Consider the following 17,472-nt stretch of genomic DNA (forward strand, 5'->3'; position numbering starts at 1 on the left):
CAAACTTTTACAATATGGTAAAATCGCGTCCAAGTATTATGCTGTTTATCCAATAGAGAGCTATCCTTTTGAATTCTGAAGAAAAAAATCAACGCAAAATTCGCAGTTTTGTACTGCGCAAAGGCCGTTTAACCAAAGGCCAGCAGCGCGCAATGGACCTGCATTTCCCGCGTTTAGGGCTTGAATTCAAGAAAGAGCTGTACGATTTTGAGAATATCTTTGGTCGTCAGGCGCCGGTAGTTTTGGAAATCGGGTTTGGCATGGGGAAATCATTTGCCGAGCAGGCGCGAGACCAGCGCGATCACGACTTTATCGGTATTGAAGTGCATAACCCCGGTGTTGGCGCGTGTTTGGTGTTGGCTGAAGAGTATGAGCTGGATAATATTCGAGTGATTAATCATGATGCGGTAGAAGTGATTGAACATTGCATCCCAGACCATAGCCTTGAGCGCATCCAAATCTTTTTCCCTGATCCTTGGCATAAAAAGCGTCACCACAAGCGCCGTATAGTGCAAACTGAATTTTGCCAAAAGCTTCACAAGAAACTGAAACCGGGCGGTGTTCTACATTTAGCCACCGACTGGGAAAACTACGCTGAGCATATGTTAGAAGTACTTCAGCCGATGCCCGAGTTTAAAAACCTATCGGATACTAACGACTTTGTACCGCGTCCAGAATCACGACCTTTAACTAAGTTTGAAGTGAGAGGGCAGAATTTGGGGCATGGGGTTTGGGATCTGATGTTTTCAGCGATAAATTCTTAGAATTTCTGCGTTATACACGCTCTTGCGTGTGCTCGTTGGCTAGAGCCAACTCCGCTACTCAAAGCGTGAAAGCCTTGAACTTCAAAGAATCTCTCGGCTGAAAAAGTATGAGTCAAATCTAGTATAAATAGAACATCATTCCGCGGCACCAAAGGCACTTCCTTCGGTCGTTTACCGCGGAATCCAGAGGCTTTATTTCAAAGACTTGATTATTGCTGTCTGGCAGTAATAGTCTTTCCGGTTTCTGTAGTAAGAATCAAAGCACCGTAACCGTCGATGTCGTATCGTGTGACTTTGTTTAAAGTGTCTAAGAACTTTTTCTCTTGATTCATTAACGCTGGTGGGCAAGCTTTCATCGTGCCGACGGGGTTGTTAAAGGTCAAATTTTCCCCTGTTAATGTGTAAGCGGCGCTGTAGCTGTTGCATGACGATATGCCGTAGGCGCGACCTTCGGTATCAAAGTTGATGGTGACACGCGATCTATCAATAATGCCTGTTTTGGCAATGTCCTCAACCACCCATTCGACATCAGTTAATAAAGTTAAAGGGTCGCCGCCACAGCCTTCATAGGTTTTGCCGTCTAAGGTTAGGGTAACGCGAGCGGGATAGGGGCGGCCGGACATGTCGTCGTAGCAAAGCTTGCGTCGAACATCAATAATGGCGATATGAGCGTCTGTTTCCGCATGATATTTATAGCCACCTTTATAAGGCTGAGGTATTGGTCGTGGCGCCTTTACGGTATTTTGACCGTAATTGGTTTGGATTTCGATACGGTTTTGCTCAATCTTAACTAACCAGCCAGGCTCATTACCTTTAGCAGTAAAAGGAATCGGGTACTTCGAATCGACGTCAGAACCGACTGTGCCGGATTGAACGCGTTCCAATAGAATTTTTCCCATATCATGAGATTGTCCGCTGATATCAATCGTATGTCTTGTGGTTGAAATCCACATCAGTTGGCCGTCGGGGCCTTCGACTTTGGCGTGGAGGCTGTAGATGCGACGTTCTTGTAGTTGTTTCTTCGGCAAATCCAGCGTCACTTCAAGCGGAAGCTGAACGCCGCCACCCAAACCAATAATTTCTTCACTCAGTACTTTTGCGGCCTTGTCGGCAATAGAAACATCCTGAATGGTGGCAATGACCGTACTGCCTTCAGGCGCGAGCATCTTTTCACGGTACATTAACTCTGCTGTAACCTGGAAGTTTGAAGCGACTGGCTGGTGCGAGTCACTAGGGATGGTTTCTTTTTTGCAGGCGGTCAGGCCTAATGTTAGAGCGGTAATAAATAAAGTCAGTGTGTATTTCATAATTGTTTCCTACCGTTTGAAATATGGACTTTGTATGAGCTTATAGTGCCATATTAACGGCAGTAGAAGCTAATAGAGTTAATGATTTTTGAATTATAACTGGGCGCTCTGTATGGAAGCTGAATTTATCGATAAGTTTTAATCTCGAGCTCTATCTTTCTCAGCTAGATATTGGAGTGCTTTAGGATCGCGATCGATTTGTCGCTTAAGAGCCCCTAGTAAATCTTTTTGCGAAGAGCCATGTATGGATTTGTTATTTACGATAAGCAGACCGACAGCGCAGGATATAGCAGTCAAGTTGACTAAGTCTGTGGTTGAGTTGGTTAGATAAAGTATTAGCCAGATGATTTCGACAAGTAATACTAAGAGGAGTGTGATGAATTGAATCTTTTTATTCTTTTTAGCCTTTATATAAATGTCTATGTCTTGTTCTTCCATGGTTAGGATAAATTGATAATATTGATGGATTCAGAACTATTATAGTTGATAAGAAATCTTTCGAGCAACTCGTTAAGGAAGAGGGCGCCTTTTTCAGTCGGCTTTAATTGTGAGGGATTGTTGTCTATAAGACCGTCGTCTATTGCTTGTTGCAAGGTTGGTTGGATGGTAGAGAGCGAAAGGCCGGTGTATTGACTGAACACACTCATGGGGACGCCATCAATTAAGCGCAAAGCATTTAGCATAAATTCGAACGGTAGCTCCGATGTCGGGATCGGCATATCATTGCTGATCTCATTGACAGAGCCTTGCAAGTAATCTTTTGGGTGGCGTTTTTTTGTGGTGCGGTGGACTTCACCTAAGTCCAGTCGCGTAATTTTGCCATGAGCGCCTGCACCAATACCTAAATAGTCGCCAAAGCGCCAATAATTGAGATTATGTTTTGCTCGAAGTGTAGCATCTTTAGCATAAGCCGATGTTTCGTATTGTTGATACCCGTGTTGCGCCAACAGTGCTTGGCCAGCTTCTTGGATATCCCATAAGACTTCATCGTGCGGTAATTGCGGCGGCTGTTGATGGAACAGTGTGTTGGGTTCAAGTGTTAGTTGATACCAAGAAATGTGGTGCGGTTTGAGGCTGATGGCTATTTCTAAATCACTCAGAGCTTGTTCAACAGTTTGATTGGGAAGGCCATGCATCAGATCGACATTAAACGAATCGTACCCTGCTTCATGTGCAAACTCAGCCGCCGCTATAGCCTGCTCGGGGTTATGAATACGTCCCAGCTGTTCCAAGTGAGTAGCGTTAAAGCTTTGCACGCCTATCGACAGGCGATTAATGCCTGCCTGGCGGAAGCCACGAAACTTTTCGGCTTCGAAAGTACCGGGGTTGGCTTCCATGGTTATTTCAATGTCGTTCTCAAACGGTAGGCGTGCTCGAATGGCGCTGAGTAATCGGTCTAATGACGCTGGGCTGAATAAGCTCGGGGTGCCCCCGCCAATAAAAATACTGTGCAAACGTCTGCCCCAAACCTTCGGCAGTTCCTGCTCAAGATCCTCTATCAGTCGATCGATATAAGCCTGTTCGGGTAAGTCGAACTCAGTTTGTTGATCGGACTTGAGGTTTTTGATGGCGTGTGAGTTGAAGTCGCAATAAGGACACTTACGCACGCACCAAGGGATATGGATATACAGCGATAACGGAGGATTGGTCAGCATCAGCTTGAAGACTCGCTAAGCTTTTGCATTAATTCGTTGAGCGCTTTTCCGCGATGGCTGATCGCTGCTTTTTGTTCCGGCTTAAGCTGAGCCGCTGAGCACTGATGTTGCTCACACCAAAACAGCGGATCATAGCCAAAACCACCATCGCCAACTTCTTGTGTCATAATCTGACCTTCCCAACTTCCCTGACAAATCAGCGGGGTGGGGTCCTTAGCGTGTTTCATAAAAACCAGTACGCATTGGTAGCGTGCGCTGCGTTCTTCGCTAGGTACGCCCTGAAGCTTGGCCAGCAAGAGGTCGTTGTTGGCTTGATCATTGCCGTGGCTGCCTGAGAAGCGAGCCGAATAAATCCCCGGTTGACCACCAAGGTAATCGACTTCAATACCGGAGTCATCAGCGATTGCGGGCAAGCCTGTTACTTCCGCAGCGTGCCGCGCTTTGATGATGGCGTTTTCGACAAACGTTGTGCCCGTTTCAGGAACATCTTCCACGTTGAGATCAGTTTGCGGGATCACTTGCAGTTGAAACTGAGCCAATAGCTGGGTGAGTTCAGCGACTTTTTTACGGTTGCCTGATGCGAGAACAATTTTTTGCATGATTCACTGCGATCGTTAGGAAATGAGGGTGATTATAACGCAAACCACCGCAGAAAAGAGTGCTGCGGTGGTTTAATTGAAGCGGTTTTTAGTCAGCGTAGAATTTTTGGGTTAGATCGATACTGACGGGTTTGTCGTAACCTGGGATATTGATGGTAAAATCAAGATCCATATCTTCTTCATCGCGGAACTGAAAATCGGCTAGGTAGTACACGGCATCACCTTCAACCACCTCTTTAAAGCCCAACTCTTGAAGTTGTGACAGGTTATTGGTCGCTCGACCGCGCAGTGCAACTTTCATTGCCTTGTCTTCGCCATCTTCAACCACCTTATGCACTGAGACATTCAATAAACCCGTGTATTTGCTGCGCTGAATTTTATATTGAACGGCTGTTTCCGGCTGGATAAAAGAGCTGTTAAAGGCGTTATAGTGAATGACGTAATTGTCCACACGCTTTTGATTCGCTTCAATTGGATTGCTAATAAAAGCAATAAGCCCCATGACCCCAGCTATAAATACGTTTTTCATGATGAACTCCTATCCCTTACGCCTTATAACAAGGCTATACTTATAAGATAGCAAAAACTGTTAAATGTTTCAGGAAAACTCTACTGATAGAAGTTAACCCGTGATCAACTTAACCCCAAAGCTGTATAAAGCATCCTGCAGGAACCAAAGTCCGAACAAAATGATCATTGGTGATAAATCAATCGAGCCAGCGATCGGCGGTATGATTTTTTGAACCGGGCGCAAAATAGGGCGCGTCACCTGGTATAAAAAAGCAACTGCCGGATGGTACCGACCACCGCTCATGAAGCTGGCGATCATGAGACCTAAAAATAGAATCAATAGCATGTTGGTGATAATCATAATGAGCCCGCCCATGGCTGGAGCCCCTTTCATCATCAAACCAATAATAATGCCAAGGGTCATGGCTTGCGGCGGTAAAGTGATGAAAACCGTCGAGATGATAAAAAACTTAATCACAATAATCGCTAACGCCACCATAAAACTGGCCGTACTAAAGCGCCCCATATCAGGAATAATGCTGCGAATAGGGTTGATGACCGGCGCAGTAAACTTGTGAATAAACTGCGAAATAGGATTGTGGAAGTCCGCTTGTCCAAGTTGTAACAGCAGTCGTAGCAAGAACACCATGACCAATAAATTGGACAAATGCTCTAATAAAGTGAAGGTGATGTTATTCATCGATATCTTGGCCTAAAAGTTATAAGTCAGAGTTCTAACACTATTGATTCGCAATTTCAGCTAATTCTTTGCCGCGTTTTACCGAAGCTTCTAAAGCTTTCTTCACTATTTCAGGTAATTTGTGGTCGTTCAGAGTATCCAGCGCGGCTGCAGTCGTCCCGCCTGGAGAGGTGACATTACGACGCAGTTGGCCGATTTCAGTATCACCATTTTGTTGAACCATTGCCGCAGCGCCGAGCGCAGTTTGCGCAGCAAGCTCACGAGCGGTTTCTTTCGGTAAGCCGAGATCCATACCGCCTTGAACCACAGACTCCATAAACAGGAAGTAATGGGCAGGGCCGCTACCTGAAACTGCCGTAACCACGTCCATCAAATCTTCATCTTCAACCCAAATGCTTTTGCCTACAGCTTCGAAAATGGCACTGGTGGCTTCGCGCTGTTGCTCAGTCACTTTGCTGTTGGCGTATAAGCCCGTTGCACCGTAGCCAATCAAGCTCGGGGTATTTGGCATGCTGCGAACGACCGGAGTGTCAGCGCCGAGAAGGTTATTCAAAGTGTCACAGGTAACACCTGCGGCAACTGAAATGGCGCACTTATGGTTCAAGTCCATCGCTTTAAAATCATCGCATGCCAACGACATTTTTTGGGGTTTTACCGCTAACAGCAGATAATCCACATGGTTGGCGACTTCAGTATTGTCATGAGTGGTATTGAGTGTCGGGTATTTTTCTTTAAGTGCATCTAACTTTCCTGCGCTAGGGTTGCTAACGTAAATACACTCTGCAGGAAGGCCTGACTGGATCAAGCCACCTAAGATGCTTGCTGCCATGTTGCCAGCGCCAATGAACCCAACTTTTGCTTTACGTAATACTTCTATCGAATCAGTCATAACTGCCTGTTTGCTTGTTTGTACTCGCTACATGAGCAAGTAAAGTGAATGTGGATAATCTAGTTAATCTTATAGTCATGAGGGTTAATGCTTGGAATTCAACGCTTTTAGTAAGGAAAAGCTACTAAGAAAGACAACGGCTTATGCATCGCGCTGGCCAAAAATGGCTGTACCAATGCGGATCATGGTACTGCCAGCGGCAATCGCAGCCTCAAAATCGCCCGACATGCCCATCGAAAGTGTATCGATATCTGGGTATTGTTCTGCTAACTGCTGATAAAGTTCAGTAACCTTCTCGAACTGCTGTAATTGCTTGGGATACTCGGTTTGTTTCGGGGGCAGCGCCATAATGCCGCGCAGGGTCAGGTTGGGACTGTTTTGAATCGCCTCAGCTAACTCGAAGCAAACCTGCTCATTAACCCCTGCTTTTTGTGCTTCACCAAATAAATTGACCTGAATACAGACGTTCAGTGGCGCCATGCCCTCTCGGGCTTGATTGAGTTTATTAATGATCTTAATCCGATCGACACTCTGTACCCAATCGAAATGAGCCGCGATGTCTTTGCATTTACGGCTTTGAATGGCCCCGAGCATGTGCCATTCGATGTCACTTTTCCCCAGTTTTTGGATTTTCTCAACGCCTTCTTGGACAAAGTTTTCACCGAATTCCCGGTGACCGTTTTGGTAGGCTTCTTCAACTTTATCAATGGGTTGGCGCTTACTAACAGCGATCAGGCGCACATTATCCTCAAAATTCGCGCGTTTCTCGCGGCTTTTTGCGATTTCTTGTTGCAGAAGTTCTAGTTGAGAGGCTATGCTAGTTGTCATTAGTAAGAATAAATATCAATATTGGGGTCTAACCTATGGATATTACAGAGCTTTTAGCGTTCAGTGTAAAGAACAACGCATCGGATTTACACATCTCCGCTGGTATGCCACCACTGATTCGTGTCGATGGCGATATTCGTCGAATTAACGTGCCGCCGCTAGAAGACAAAGAAGTCCATTCGCTGATTTACGACATTATGAATGATAAGCAGCGAAAAGACTACGAAGAGTTTCTTGAAGCGGATTTCTCATTCGAATTACAAGACTTAGCACGTTTTCGTGTTAACGCCTTTATTCAAAACCGCGGTCGTGCAGCGGTATTTCGTACCATTCCCTCGCGCGTTTTAACGCTTGATGATTTAAAAGCGCCTAAGATTTTCCAAGACATTTCAATGCAGCCTCGTGGTTTGGTGTTGGTAACGGGACCTACCGGTTCAGGTAAATCAACAACCTTGGCCGGCATGGTCGATTATATTAATGACAGCAAACATGATCACATTTTAACGATTGAGGATCCGATCGAGTTTGTTCATGAGAGTAAGAAATGTTTGGTCAACCAACGTGAGGTTCATCGCGATACTCACAGCTTCTCTAACGCACTGCGCTCAGCGCTTCGTGAAGACCCTGATATTATTCTGGTGGGTGAGATGCGTGACCTTGAAACGATTCGTCTTGCGCTAACGGCGGCAGAAACTGGTCACTTAGTATTCGGTACACTGCATACCACCTCTGCGGCAAAAACCATTGACCGTGTGATTGACGTTTTCCCGGAAGGCGAAAAAATGATGGTACGTTCGATGCTGTCGGAGTCATTGCAGGCAGTTATCGCGCAGACACTGTTGAAAAGAACGGGTGGCGGTCGTGTTGCGGCGCATGAAATCCTCATTGGAACACCGGCGATTCGTAACTTGATCCGTGAAGCGAAAGTTGCACAAATGTACTCGGCGATGCAGACCGGTATGTCTCTGGGCATGCAGACGTTAGACCATAGTTTGAAACAGCTGGTAAGTAAGGGTGTTGTTTCGCGTCAAGATGCGCGTTTGAAAGCGAGCAATAAAGAAGAATTTTAGAGGTTACACATGGATATTACTCCATTATTAAAAGCTTTGATGGAAAATAAGGGCTCTGACCTTTTTATTACAGTACATCGTCCGCCTTGTATCAAAATGAACGGCAAGATTCGTCCGGCGACAAAATCAATGTTAACGCCGACTCAGGTCGAAGACTTGATTCACTCGTCAATGGATGACCGCCAAAGAAAAGAGTTTGCGGAACAAAAAGAATGTCAGTACGCGATTAGTGTTGAGAATGTGGGACGTTTCCGTGCCAGTGCATTTTATCAACGTAACCAGCCGGGTTTAGTTGTTCGTCGTATTGAAACGAAAATTCCGACGACGGAAGAGTTGAAAATTCCAAGCATCTTGAATGATTTAGTGATGAAAAAGCGTGGCATCATTATTTTCGTGGGTGCAACCGGTACGGGTAAGTCGACCTCGCTTGCCGCGATGATTGGTTATAGAAACCGCAACTCGCAGGGCCACATTATTAGTATTGAGGACCCGATCGAGTACGTGCACCGTCACGATAAATGTATTATCACGCAACGTGAAGTTGGGATTGATACCGAGTCGTTTGAGGTGGCACTGAAAAATACACTGCGTCAGGCTCCCGATGTGATTCTGATTGGTGAGGTTCGTTCGCAGGAAACCATGTCGCAAGCCATTACTTTCGCTGAGACGGGTCACTTGTGTTTATGTACTTTGCACGCCAATAACGCGAACCAAGCACTAGATCGTATTCTGCACTTCTTCCCCAAAGAAGAGCACACACGAATCTTGATGGATTTATCGATGAACCTTCGTGCTATCGTGGCGCAACAATTAGTGCCAACGGTTGATGGTAAAGGTCGCCGTGCAGCGATTGAAATCATGATTAACTCACCGTTGATCTCGGATCATATCCGTAAGGGTGAAGTCCACTTGATTAAAGAGTTGATGGCTCGCTCCACAGAGCTTGGCATGCAAACCTTTGACCAAGCCTTATTTGAGCTCTACGTTAACGGACAAATCACTTATGATGACGCCTTATTGCATGCGGATTCAGCGAACGACTTACGTTTGCGAATCAAGTTGCATGAAAAAGATGCGGATTCGTTGACTGATGGAACGGAAGGTTTACAGGTCGAGATGGATGATGAACGACCGAACAATATGTTCTAAAGGCCGCTTCTAAGCTGCACACAATGAAAGCCTGGCACTTGCTGGGCTTTTTTATGGATAATACAAATTAGTTTATGAGGTAGTTTCTGACTCGAAGTAGCTTTTGAGAATAAGCTCTGCAGCATAAGCATCAAAGTCTGAGTCTTTAACTTTCTTGTATCCGCCGAGCTCAAACAAGTATTCACGAACCTCTGCTGTGCTGAGTCGCTCGTCATGAGTAAATGCAGGTAACCCAAAACGTCCATGCAAGCGCTTGGCGAACTTTTTCGCCATGAGCGTCACCGGCTGTTCGGTACCGTCCATATTCAGCGGTAAGCCAACAACAAAGGCGTCTACTTGCCACTCCTTAATCAAGGCATCAACCTGCTCCCAGTTGGGTTGATTATTTTCCGCCTTGAGCACACAAAGCGCTTGAGTTGTGCCTAATGTTTTCTGACCGGTAGCAACACCAATACGCTTCTCACCAAAGTCAAAGCCGAGAAAGCGAAGTAGGGGCTTCTTGCCTTCTGAGGTGTCAGGCATGTCCGCTGTGCTCGGTTAGCTGAGTCCAGTCAATGCCTAACAGTTTGGTCGCTTTTTGCCAACGCTGCTGCGCCGTGGTGTGGAAAATAATGTCTTTATTGGCTGGAACGATGAGCCAAGAATTTTCCTCGATCTCTTTTTCCAGCTGACCTTTATCCCATCCGGAGTAGCCTAAGGCGATGACACACTCTTCGGGGCCTTCGCGGTTGGCGATGGCCGCTAAAATGTCTTCGGAAGTGGACAGCGCAATATCATCGCTGATGGTCATGCTCGAGTCCCAGTTACCCAGCGGACTATGCAAGATAAAGCCACGCTCTTTATCAACCGGCCCGCCGGCCAAGAGTGCATGATCAAGCACCTCTTGGTTGGTACTGGCAATTTTAAGGTGATCAAACAGCTCATGGTAGGTCGCTTCGAGCGGTTGACTCAACATAATACCCAAAGCACCTTCTTCTGAATGCTCACAGATATAAGTCACGCTTCGTGAAAAGAATGAGTCTTCGAGTGTCGGCATCGCGATCAACATGTGATCGGCCAGTGAATGAATTGATTTCATAGAGTAATTATATCAGCTTTGTGAGGGCTCTTTGGATCTTGTTGTCTATATTAGGGCTTTTTTTCAAAATTCCAGAGGCGAACAATTTCTAGGACATCCGTGGTTTCACGAATCGATTCAGGGAGTGGCGCAAAGGGTGCGGACAGGCGCACAATCTGCAAAGCGGCTTGATCGAGCACCTCTTGGCCCGATGATTGGAGGATTTCGACACTAACCAGCTCGCCACTTTTACTGATGGCGACTTTGAGCTTTAAGTTACCGTAGATACCGAGTCGGTTGGCTTGTTCTGGGTAATGTAGATTACCGACTTGCTCAATTTTTCGACGCCAAGTTTCAAGGTAGGCGGCGTCGGCGGGTGACTGCTTTACGGCTGCTGAAATTTGTCGGGTTCTCGTGCCGCGGGTTTTCAGTTTGTCCGTCGCGTCTTGCTCAAGATTACGCTTTTGCAGATCTTCGGGTGGCGGACTGACGATGGTAGGTAAGTCGAGCTCCGCCATGGTTTCATCAGGATCATTGCTGGTGGTGGCGCTCCAATCTGCAGTAATGCTGGTAACGAAATCCAGTTGCTGTTGCTTTTGTGTTGGCTTCGGCAAGACTTCAAGCGACGGGGTATTGGTCGTTCCTTCGGTATTTTTAAAGTGCTCAAGCTGTGTGGTTGGGCGACTCGCTTCTTCAGCGTCACCCGCACCTTCCTGATTTTTCTGCCCAATAAAGTCAGCATCTTTAGGCGCTTTAAGGCTTTCTCGCTGGGCGAGGGTAACGTCCAGAGATAAAGGGATCTGACTGGGTTTTGTATCAGGTAGGGTGAAGCGAATACCGAGCAAAACCAGTAAATGGAAACAGACTGCCATAAAAATTGTAAACTTAAGGCGATCGCTCGACTTGATTGGCGATACCTTGAGAGTTACGGCGTCTTTTGTACGCCTCTGAGTTTGATTAGCAGTTTGAGTCATGAGGATAGTTTTGCTAAATCTTACGTTATACCGATAGTTGTTGTTCTAATGCGAGAAACAGTTTCTCGCCGATATTAATATCAAATTCGTATTCTAATTCTCGCATACAAGTTGGGCTGGTAACGTTAATTTCGGTCACATAACGGCCAATAACATCTAACCCCACAAACAATAAGCCGCGTTTCACCAGCTCTGGAGCGATAGCTTCAGCAATGGCTTTTTCTTCTGCGGTAATGGGCATTGGCACACCACTTCCGCCAGCAGCTAAGTTGCCTCGAGTTTCACCTTTTTTCGGAATTCTGGCTAAGGTGTAAGGGATAACCTCTCCATTCACAATCAAAACACGCTTATCACCATCGGTAATTTCGGGGATAAACTGCTGGGCCATGGCGAGATTTTTTCCATGCTCGGTCAGAGTCTCGATAATAACAGAAAGGTTTGGATCATCAGCTTTGACCCGAAATATTGATGCGCCGCCCATGCCATCTAACGGCTTCAAAATAACGTCCCCTTGCTGCTGCGCAAATGTTTTAATTTTTTGTAGGTTAGCACTCACTAGCGTCTTAGGTGTGTGCTTAGGGAACCATGCTGTAAAGAGTTTTTCATTACAATCGCGTAAGCTCGCGGGGTCATTGACCACTAAAGCCCCTTGCTGCTGGGCAAGCTCCAGCAAATAGGTGCTATAGATATAGTTCATATTAAACGGCGGATCTTTGCGCATCAAGATCGCCGAAAACAGTCCACAATCCATGGCTTTAGGTGACTCATCAACAAACTGAACCCAGCTGTTAGGATTGTCTTCAAGTGTAACTCGTTGGCAGTCTGCGAAAACGTGACCTTCCGACAAGTATAAATCTTTAGGTTGGCAGTAAAATACTTGCCATTGACGACCTTGTGCCTCTAACATTAAGGCGAAGGTAGTATCTTTTTTGGTATTGATGGAAGTGATTGAATCCATCACCACAAGCACTGAGTGGGTCATAGTAGAACATCGTCATTATTTTGTATTAAATTACCATGATATTGTCATAAGCTAAATACATAATATTGATAGAAAAAGCTTGCATGCCATAGGCAAGCGTTTTAGTCTGGAATTGTGATCTACTTTGCGACTTCGTGACTTTTGTGGTAAAAGGTAGCTAGAAAGTTAAAAAACAGTTGAAGAAAGGTCGCTAACTTATTATTAAATAGTGGATTTTCACTATTCATAGGTAACCAGTAGATGAGTGATTTATTTAACGGATTAAAAGTGATGGTGGTGGACGATAGTAAAACCATCCGACGCACCGCGGAGACACTTTTAAAGAAGCAAGGCTGTGATGTTGTAACGGGAGTTGACGGCTATGATGCGCTCTCAAAAATTGCGGATTACAAGCCGGATATCATTTTTATTGATATAATGATGCCAAGGCTGGATGGGTATCAAACCTGCGCCTTGGTCAAAAGTAATCAAGCTTTCAAGAAAACCCCAATAATAATGCTTTCCAGTAAAGATGGGGTGTTCGATAAGGCGAAAGGCCGAGTTGTAGGTTCTGATAATTATTTAACCAAACCTTTCAGCCGCGACGAATTATTAAATGCTATTTCCACGCAACTAGACGGCAATGCAGCAACTGCTGTCTAGTTGGTCGTGATTGTTAATTAGAGAGAGGTAAGAAAAATGGCGCGTGTACTGATAGTCGACGATTCTCCAGCAGAAGCGCATAGCTTGGCGAAAGTTTTGGAAAAGAATGGTCATCAGGTAATTACGGCTCCAGATGGCGAATCTGGTATCGCATCTGCAAAAGCGAATACACCAGACGTAATTTTAATGGATGTGGTCATGCCGGGACTCAACGGTTTCCAAGCAACTCGCCAGCTGAAGAAAGATTCAAGTACTTCAGCCATTCCAGTCATTATTGTTTCCACTAAATCTCAAGCTACAGACCGAGTCTGGGGTATGCGACAAGGTGCGAATGATTACATCACCAAACCAGTGGATGAAGCGGCGCTAGTCGAATCAATTAACAACGTACTGGGATCTTAAGAACTTATGCCTGAAACGCACATGAGCAGTGTTGTCCAGTTACTTGACGATATCCGTCAACGTGGACAGGACCATAAGGACTCATTGCCTCAACGTGATGTGCGAGGCGAAGCCTTTTGGAGTGGGATCGGATTTAGTTTAAATGACATTAATTACATCGTTCCAATTGATGAAATCGTTGAGCTAATTCCTGTCCCGCACACAACGAAAGTCCCAGGGACCAAACCTTGGCACAAAGGTGTTACCAACCTACGTGGTGTCTTACTTTCGTTAGTCGATTTACAAGAATATCTTGGGCGTTCAAGCTCACGAAGCATCCTTAAACAGCGAGTCCTGGTCATTGATCAGGATGGCTCCTATTTGGGGTTGGTCGTGGATGACATTCGAGGCTTGCATCATTTTGACGAAGATGAGCAAGTGGAAGGGAGTTTGACGGCTGACGCTGTATTAGCACCTTATATTATCGGTGCTTTTGAGCGTGAAGGGGAACTTTGGCGTGTTTTTGGAATTAAAGAGCTTTTTGAAAGCCCTGAATTCCACCAAGTCGCCGTTTAATTTTTACAACAATATGAAGTCAAGAAGTCTCGGGAGCAACCTATGAGTGAGACCACTAAAAACAGGAAAAAAGCAGGCCGTTCTGGTATCGGTATCTATGCGTTTCTTTTGGTCGTAATTTTGATTGCGCTAGCAGCGAATGCTGGTTATGGCTTTTTACAAAGTCAAAACCAGAGTAAGCGTATTGAGCTAGCTTCGGATATGAAGGTATTGTCGCAGCAGATCGCGACCAACGCTTCTGAGGCCGCACAGGGTACTCAAAGCGCGTTCGGCGATTTGGAAGCTGCGGCAAGACAGTTTGGGGGTAACTTACGCGATCTTATCGATGGCGAAACTGTGAGTAACTTACCGCCAGCGCCAGCAGATATTCGTCGAGACGAGTTAACTGCTCTTGAGGAAAACTGGAATAAAGTTCAACCAAAAACGACCGCTATTCTTGCTAACCGAGAAGTTGTCAATCGAATGTTTACGGCTGCTGACGAGCTATCGCAGCAGATTCCGACGATGCAACGTAAATACGATAGTGTGATCGATATTCTGCTAGATAACCGAGCGAATGCAGAAGAGGTTCACCAAGCAACACGTCAAAAATGGTTGGCTGAGCGTATTTCATCAGGCATGCAGAAAGTACTGCGTGGTGGTGAAGAAGCTGAAATTGCCGCGGAAGACTTTGGTCAAGACGTGGGCACCTTCGGTGTTTACCTTGAAGGTCAGTTAAATGGCGATGACTTGCTAGAGATTCGTCGGGTAACAAACCCTGAAGCACGTGCAGCTCTTGAGTCTATTGTTAGTGATTATCAAAGCGTTAACGAAAAAGTTGATTACATTGTATTCAGTACGCCGAAATTATTCGAAGTACAGGATTCATCGGATAACGTTTTCGCTAATGCTCAGGCACTGTTAGCAACAACCAGTGCGGTAGAAGAAGCTTTTGCCGGTCAGTCAACCAGCTTCACTGATTTTGGTAGTGTGTATATTTCAGCAGCATTGTTCGGTGTCATTATTTTACTACTGATTGCGATGTACGTGTCGCAGCGTAAAGCTGAGAAGAAGCGTCTTGAAGAGTCAGTAATTTCAGCTGAGCGAGAGAAAGAAGAAAACGCTCAGAACCAGGAAGCGATTATTCGACTGCTGGATGAGATCGATAGCTTGGCAGATGGTGACTTAACGGTAAAAGCGACAGTAACCGAGGACTTCACGGGTGCGATTGCTGACTCCTTTAACTTAACCATTGACCAGTTGCGCGGTGTGGTAGGAGCGATTAACGAAGCGGTTGACCAAGTATCGAAGTCTGCTGAAGAAACTCAGCAAACATCGACAGCACTTGCTGAAGCTTCGCGCCAACAGGCTCAAGAAATTACCGGGGCATCTGCCGCGATTAACGAAATGGCTGTGTCCATTGAGCAAGTATCTGCTAACGCATCTGAGTCCTCTCAGGTTGCGGAAAAGTCGGTAGAAATTGCAAAGAAAGGTGGTGAAGTTGTACGTAACACCATCCGAGGCATGGACACGATTCGTGAGCAGATTCAAGAAACCTCTAAGCGTATTAAACGTCTTGGTGAGTCATCGCAAGAGATTGGTAACATCGTATCCTTGATTAACGATATTGCTGACCAAACGAACATTCTGGCATTGAACGCGGCGATTCAGGCATCGGCAGCGGGTGAGGCCGGTCGTGGTTTCGCGGTTGTTGCGGATGAGGTACAGCGACTGGCGGAGCGTTCTGGTAACGCAACGAAACAGATTGAAGCACTGGTTAAAACGATTCAGACGGATACCAACGAAGCGGTAATCTCGATGGAAGATACGACTTCTGAAGTTGTTCGAGGAGCTCGACTGGCGCAAGACGCGGGTGTAGCACTAGAAGAAATTGAGTCGGTATCAACCAACCTCGCTGACTTGATTCAATCGATTTCGAATGCTGCTCGCCAACAGGCGGCATCAGCCGGTCACGTATCCAATACGATGACGGTTATTCAGGAAATTACGACACAAACCTCCGAAGGTACACAAGAGACTGCGAAGTCGATTGGTCAGTTAACCTTATTGTCGGATGAATTGCGTCGCTCAGTATCAGGCTTTAAAGTTGACTCAACTAATGATGATGTCTTTAGTAGTGACGATACTAGTTTCGACGATTTTGGCGATGACTTTGACGCTGATGAAGAGGTATCTGAAGATGTTCTTGCTGATGAGTCTCTCAATGATGAAGACGATACTTCGTTAGAAGATTTCTTAGAGCAAGGCGATGAGTCTGATGATCTTGATGACGATGACTTAAAAGATTTATCGGATGAATTGTCAGAAGACTTATCAGATGAAAGCGATGACAACACTGATTCTGATGAAGATATCTTTGGCGACGATGAGCTAAAAGATTTTAATGATGACGAAGATGACTTCTTAAAAGAAATCGATGAGACCTTGGACGGTCTAGATGAGAAAGAGGATGATTCTACTGACGGTGAAAAACCTCGTTCATAAGAAGGTAATAATACTTGAGGCAGAACTCTCTCACTCATGTTCCTGAGATGAAGTCTGGCAGTTTTAAGCGCTGGCAGACTTTAATCAGACAATATTCAGGAATATGGATTCCGACGAACCGAGCTCTTTTCTTAAAAACAAGTTTGTTAAGAAGGATTAGAGCACTCGATTTGTCCAACTATGAAGAGTATTACCTCAAGCTTCAGGATAAAAACTGGGCTTCATTAGAGTGGTTTCAGCTGATCGACGCGTTAACCATTAATGAAACCAGCTTTTTTAGGCATAAAGAATCTTTCGACTTAGTTCAACATGTCTGCCAACAAAAAATAATACAATCAGCAAATGCGAATAGCGATTGTAATATCCAAATTTGGAGCGTTGGTTGTTCGACGGGAGAAGAACCTTATAGCCTAGCGATTGCACTGGAAGAGTTAGCCTTAGGTAGCTTGAATGAAAAAGGCTTACGATTTTTTTACGGTGTCACAGGTGTCGATATTAGTTATCCAGCCTTAACCGCCGCAAGAAATGCAATTTATAGTGAGCGCAAAATTCACATGATTGCCCCAGAAATTCGCGAGCGATATTTTAACCGCCATGATTCGGGCCATTGGCGTATTAAAGAAAAAATACGCAATCGAGTGCTTTATTTGCAAAGTAACTTAAACAAGTTAACGAAAGCACCCAAACGAAATTATGACGTCATTTACTGTCAGAATGTGTTGATTTATTTTAGACCTGAAGATCGCATTGAGATATTAAATGAATTAGTCGAACGGTTAATACCAGGTGGAGTGTTGGTACTTGGACTTGGTGAAATTATTAACTGGCAACACCCTGAATTGGTTCGGATTGACGAAAAGAATTGTTTGGCATTTCAGCGGCAATTATAGCTACAAAAAACGGTG

General features: G+C 45.3%; 20 protein-coding genes. 8 read left to right on the forward strand and 12 right to left on the reverse strand.

Translation table 11 applies throughout. From position 1 onward, the window contains the following. The first annotated feature begins 68 nt into the window (after positions 1-68). Positions 69-764, forward strand: a complete 696-nt coding sequence (trmB, locus tag ABD943_RS07080) for a tRNA (guanosine(46)-N7)-methyltransferase TrmB (protein ID WP_345292486.1) — start codon at positions 69-71, stop codon at positions 762-764. Positions 765-973: 209 nt separating this feature from the next. Here trmB and ABD943_RS07085 read toward each other — a convergent pair whose 3' ends face one another. The 8 genes from ABD943_RS07085 to ABD943_RS07120 form a co-directional block, all read right to left on the reverse strand. Further along, complete coding sequence (locus ABD943_RS07085; protein ID WP_345292487.1) at positions 974-2,071, reverse strand: META domain-containing protein; 1,098 nt, start codon at positions 2,069-2,071, stop codon at positions 974-976. Between the two features lie 138 nt (positions 2,072-2,209). Continuing rightward, positions 2,210-2,509, reverse strand: a complete 300-nt coding sequence (locus ABD943_RS07090) for a hypothetical protein (protein ID WP_345292488.1) — start codon at positions 2,507-2,509, stop codon at positions 2,210-2,212. Between the two features lie 2 nt (positions 2,510-2,511). Next, the gene (hemW, locus tag ABD943_RS07095; RefSeq protein ID WP_345292489.1) at positions 2,512-3,726 is read right to left on the reverse strand and encodes a radical SAM family heme chaperone HemW; all 1,215 of its coding nucleotides are present in this window, start codon (positions 3,724-3,726) and stop codon (positions 2,512-2,514) included. Next, the gene (rdgB, locus tag ABD943_RS07100; protein WP_345292490.1) at positions 3,726-4,325 is read right to left on the reverse strand and encodes an RdgB/HAM1 family non-canonical purine NTP pyrophosphatase; all 600 of its coding nucleotides are present in this window, start codon (positions 4,323-4,325) and stop codon (positions 3,726-3,728) included. Before rdgB ends, hemW begins: the two co-directional genes overlap by 1 nt. Before the next feature lie 88 nt (positions 4,326-4,413). Beyond that, positions 4,414-4,854: a DUF4426 domain-containing protein gene (locus ABD943_RS07105; RefSeq protein WP_345292491.1), complete on the reverse strand. Its 441-nt coding sequence runs from the start codon at positions 4,852-4,854 to the stop codon at positions 4,414-4,416. Between the two features lie 93 nt (positions 4,855-4,947). Then, positions 4,948-5,535 carry a YggT family protein gene (locus tag ABD943_RS07110; RefSeq protein WP_345292492.1) on the reverse strand — a complete coding sequence of 196 codons (588 nt, stop codon included), beginning with the start codon at positions 5,533-5,535 and terminating at the stop codon, positions 4,948-4,950. Between the two features lie 40 nt (positions 5,536-5,575). After that, positions 5,576-6,424 carry a pyrroline-5-carboxylate reductase gene (gene proC, locus ABD943_RS07115; protein WP_345292493.1) on the reverse strand — a complete coding sequence of 283 codons (849 nt, stop codon included), beginning with the start codon at positions 6,422-6,424 and terminating at the stop codon, positions 5,576-5,578. A gap of 141 nt (positions 6,425-6,565) precedes the next feature. Beyond that, a complete protein-coding gene (locus ABD943_RS07120) occupies positions 6,566-7,252 on the reverse strand; it encodes a YggS family pyridoxal phosphate-dependent enzyme (protein ID WP_345292494.1) in 687 nt (228 codons plus the stop codon). Positions 7,253-7,287: 35 nt separating this feature from the next. On the opposite strand from ABD943_RS07120, the gene ABD943_RS07125 reads away from it, so the two are divergent. Then, on the forward strand, positions 7,288-8,322 hold the full coding sequence (locus ABD943_RS07125) for a type IV pilus twitching motility protein PilT (protein WP_345292495.1): 1,035 nt from the start codon (positions 7,288-7,290) through the stop codon (positions 8,320-8,322). 9 nt (positions 8,323-8,331) lie between these two features. Beyond that, positions 8,332-9,471: a PilT/PilU family type 4a pilus ATPase gene (locus ABD943_RS07130; protein ID WP_345292496.1), complete on the forward strand. Its 1,140-nt coding sequence runs from the start codon at positions 8,332-8,334 to the stop codon at positions 9,469-9,471. 72 nt (positions 9,472-9,543) lie between these two features. Here ABD943_RS07130 and ruvX read toward each other — a convergent pair whose 3' ends face one another. Genes ruvX through gshB form a run of 4 tightly spaced genes read right to left on the reverse strand, consistent with a single transcriptional unit; the run spans position 9,544 to position 12,484 of the window. Continuing rightward, positions 9,544-9,993 (reverse strand): Holliday junction resolvase RuvX, encoded by a 450-nt coding sequence (gene ruvX / locus ABD943_RS07135; protein ID WP_345292497.1) that lies wholly within the window; start codon positions 9,991-9,993, stop codon positions 9,544-9,546. Further along, entirely contained in the window at positions 9,986-10,549 is a 564-nt protein-coding gene (locus tag ABD943_RS07140; protein WP_345292498.1) for a YqgE/AlgH family protein, read from the reverse strand. Before ABD943_RS07140 ends, ruvX begins: the two co-directional genes overlap by 8 nt. A 50-nt stretch (positions 10,550-10,599) precedes the next feature. Beyond that, on the reverse strand, positions 10,600-11,502 hold the full coding sequence (locus ABD943_RS07145) for an energy transducer TonB (RefSeq protein WP_345292499.1): 903 nt from the start codon (positions 11,500-11,502) through the stop codon (positions 10,600-10,602). 25 nt (positions 11,503-11,527) lie between these two features. After that, positions 11,528-12,484, reverse strand: a complete 957-nt coding sequence (gshB, locus tag ABD943_RS07150; RefSeq protein WP_345292500.1) for a glutathione synthase — start codon at positions 12,482-12,484, stop codon at positions 11,528-11,530. 240 nt (positions 12,485-12,724) lie between these two features. On the opposite strand from gshB, the gene pilG reads away from it, so the two are divergent. From pilG to ABD943_RS07175, 5 genes are read left to right on the forward strand one after another with little or no spacing between them, the layout of a single operon-like run. Further along, positions 12,725-13,126, forward strand: coding sequence for a twitching motility response regulator PilG (gene pilG / locus ABD943_RS07155; RefSeq protein WP_046562044.1), 402 nt, complete (start codon positions 12,725-12,727; stop codon positions 13,124-13,126). Between the two features lie 36 nt (positions 13,127-13,162). Next, the gene (locus ABD943_RS07160) at positions 13,163-13,528 is read left to right on the forward strand and encodes a response regulator transcription factor (RefSeq protein WP_345292501.1); all 366 of its coding nucleotides are present in this window, start codon (positions 13,163-13,165) and stop codon (positions 13,526-13,528) included. 6 nt (positions 13,529-13,534) lie between these two features. Further along, positions 13,535-14,083, forward strand: a complete 549-nt coding sequence (locus tag ABD943_RS07165; RefSeq protein ID WP_345292502.1) for a chemotaxis protein CheW — start codon at positions 13,535-13,537, stop codon at positions 14,081-14,083. A 42-nt stretch (positions 14,084-14,125) separates the two neighbouring features. After that, positions 14,126-16,567 (forward strand): methyl-accepting chemotaxis protein, encoded by a 2,442-nt coding sequence (locus ABD943_RS07170; protein WP_425559456.1) that lies wholly within the window; start codon positions 14,126-14,128, stop codon positions 16,565-16,567. 47 nt (positions 16,568-16,614) lie between these two features. Next, entirely contained in the window at positions 16,615-17,457 is an 843-nt protein-coding gene (locus ABD943_RS07175; protein ID WP_345292693.1) for a CheR family methyltransferase, read from the forward strand. Positions 17,458-17,472 lie beyond the last annotated feature (15 nt).

The sequence above is a fragment of the Kangiella marina genome (assembly GCF_039541235.1).
Lineage (GTDB): Bacteria > Pseudomonadota > Gammaproteobacteria > Enterobacterales > Kangiellaceae > Kangiella > Kangiella marina.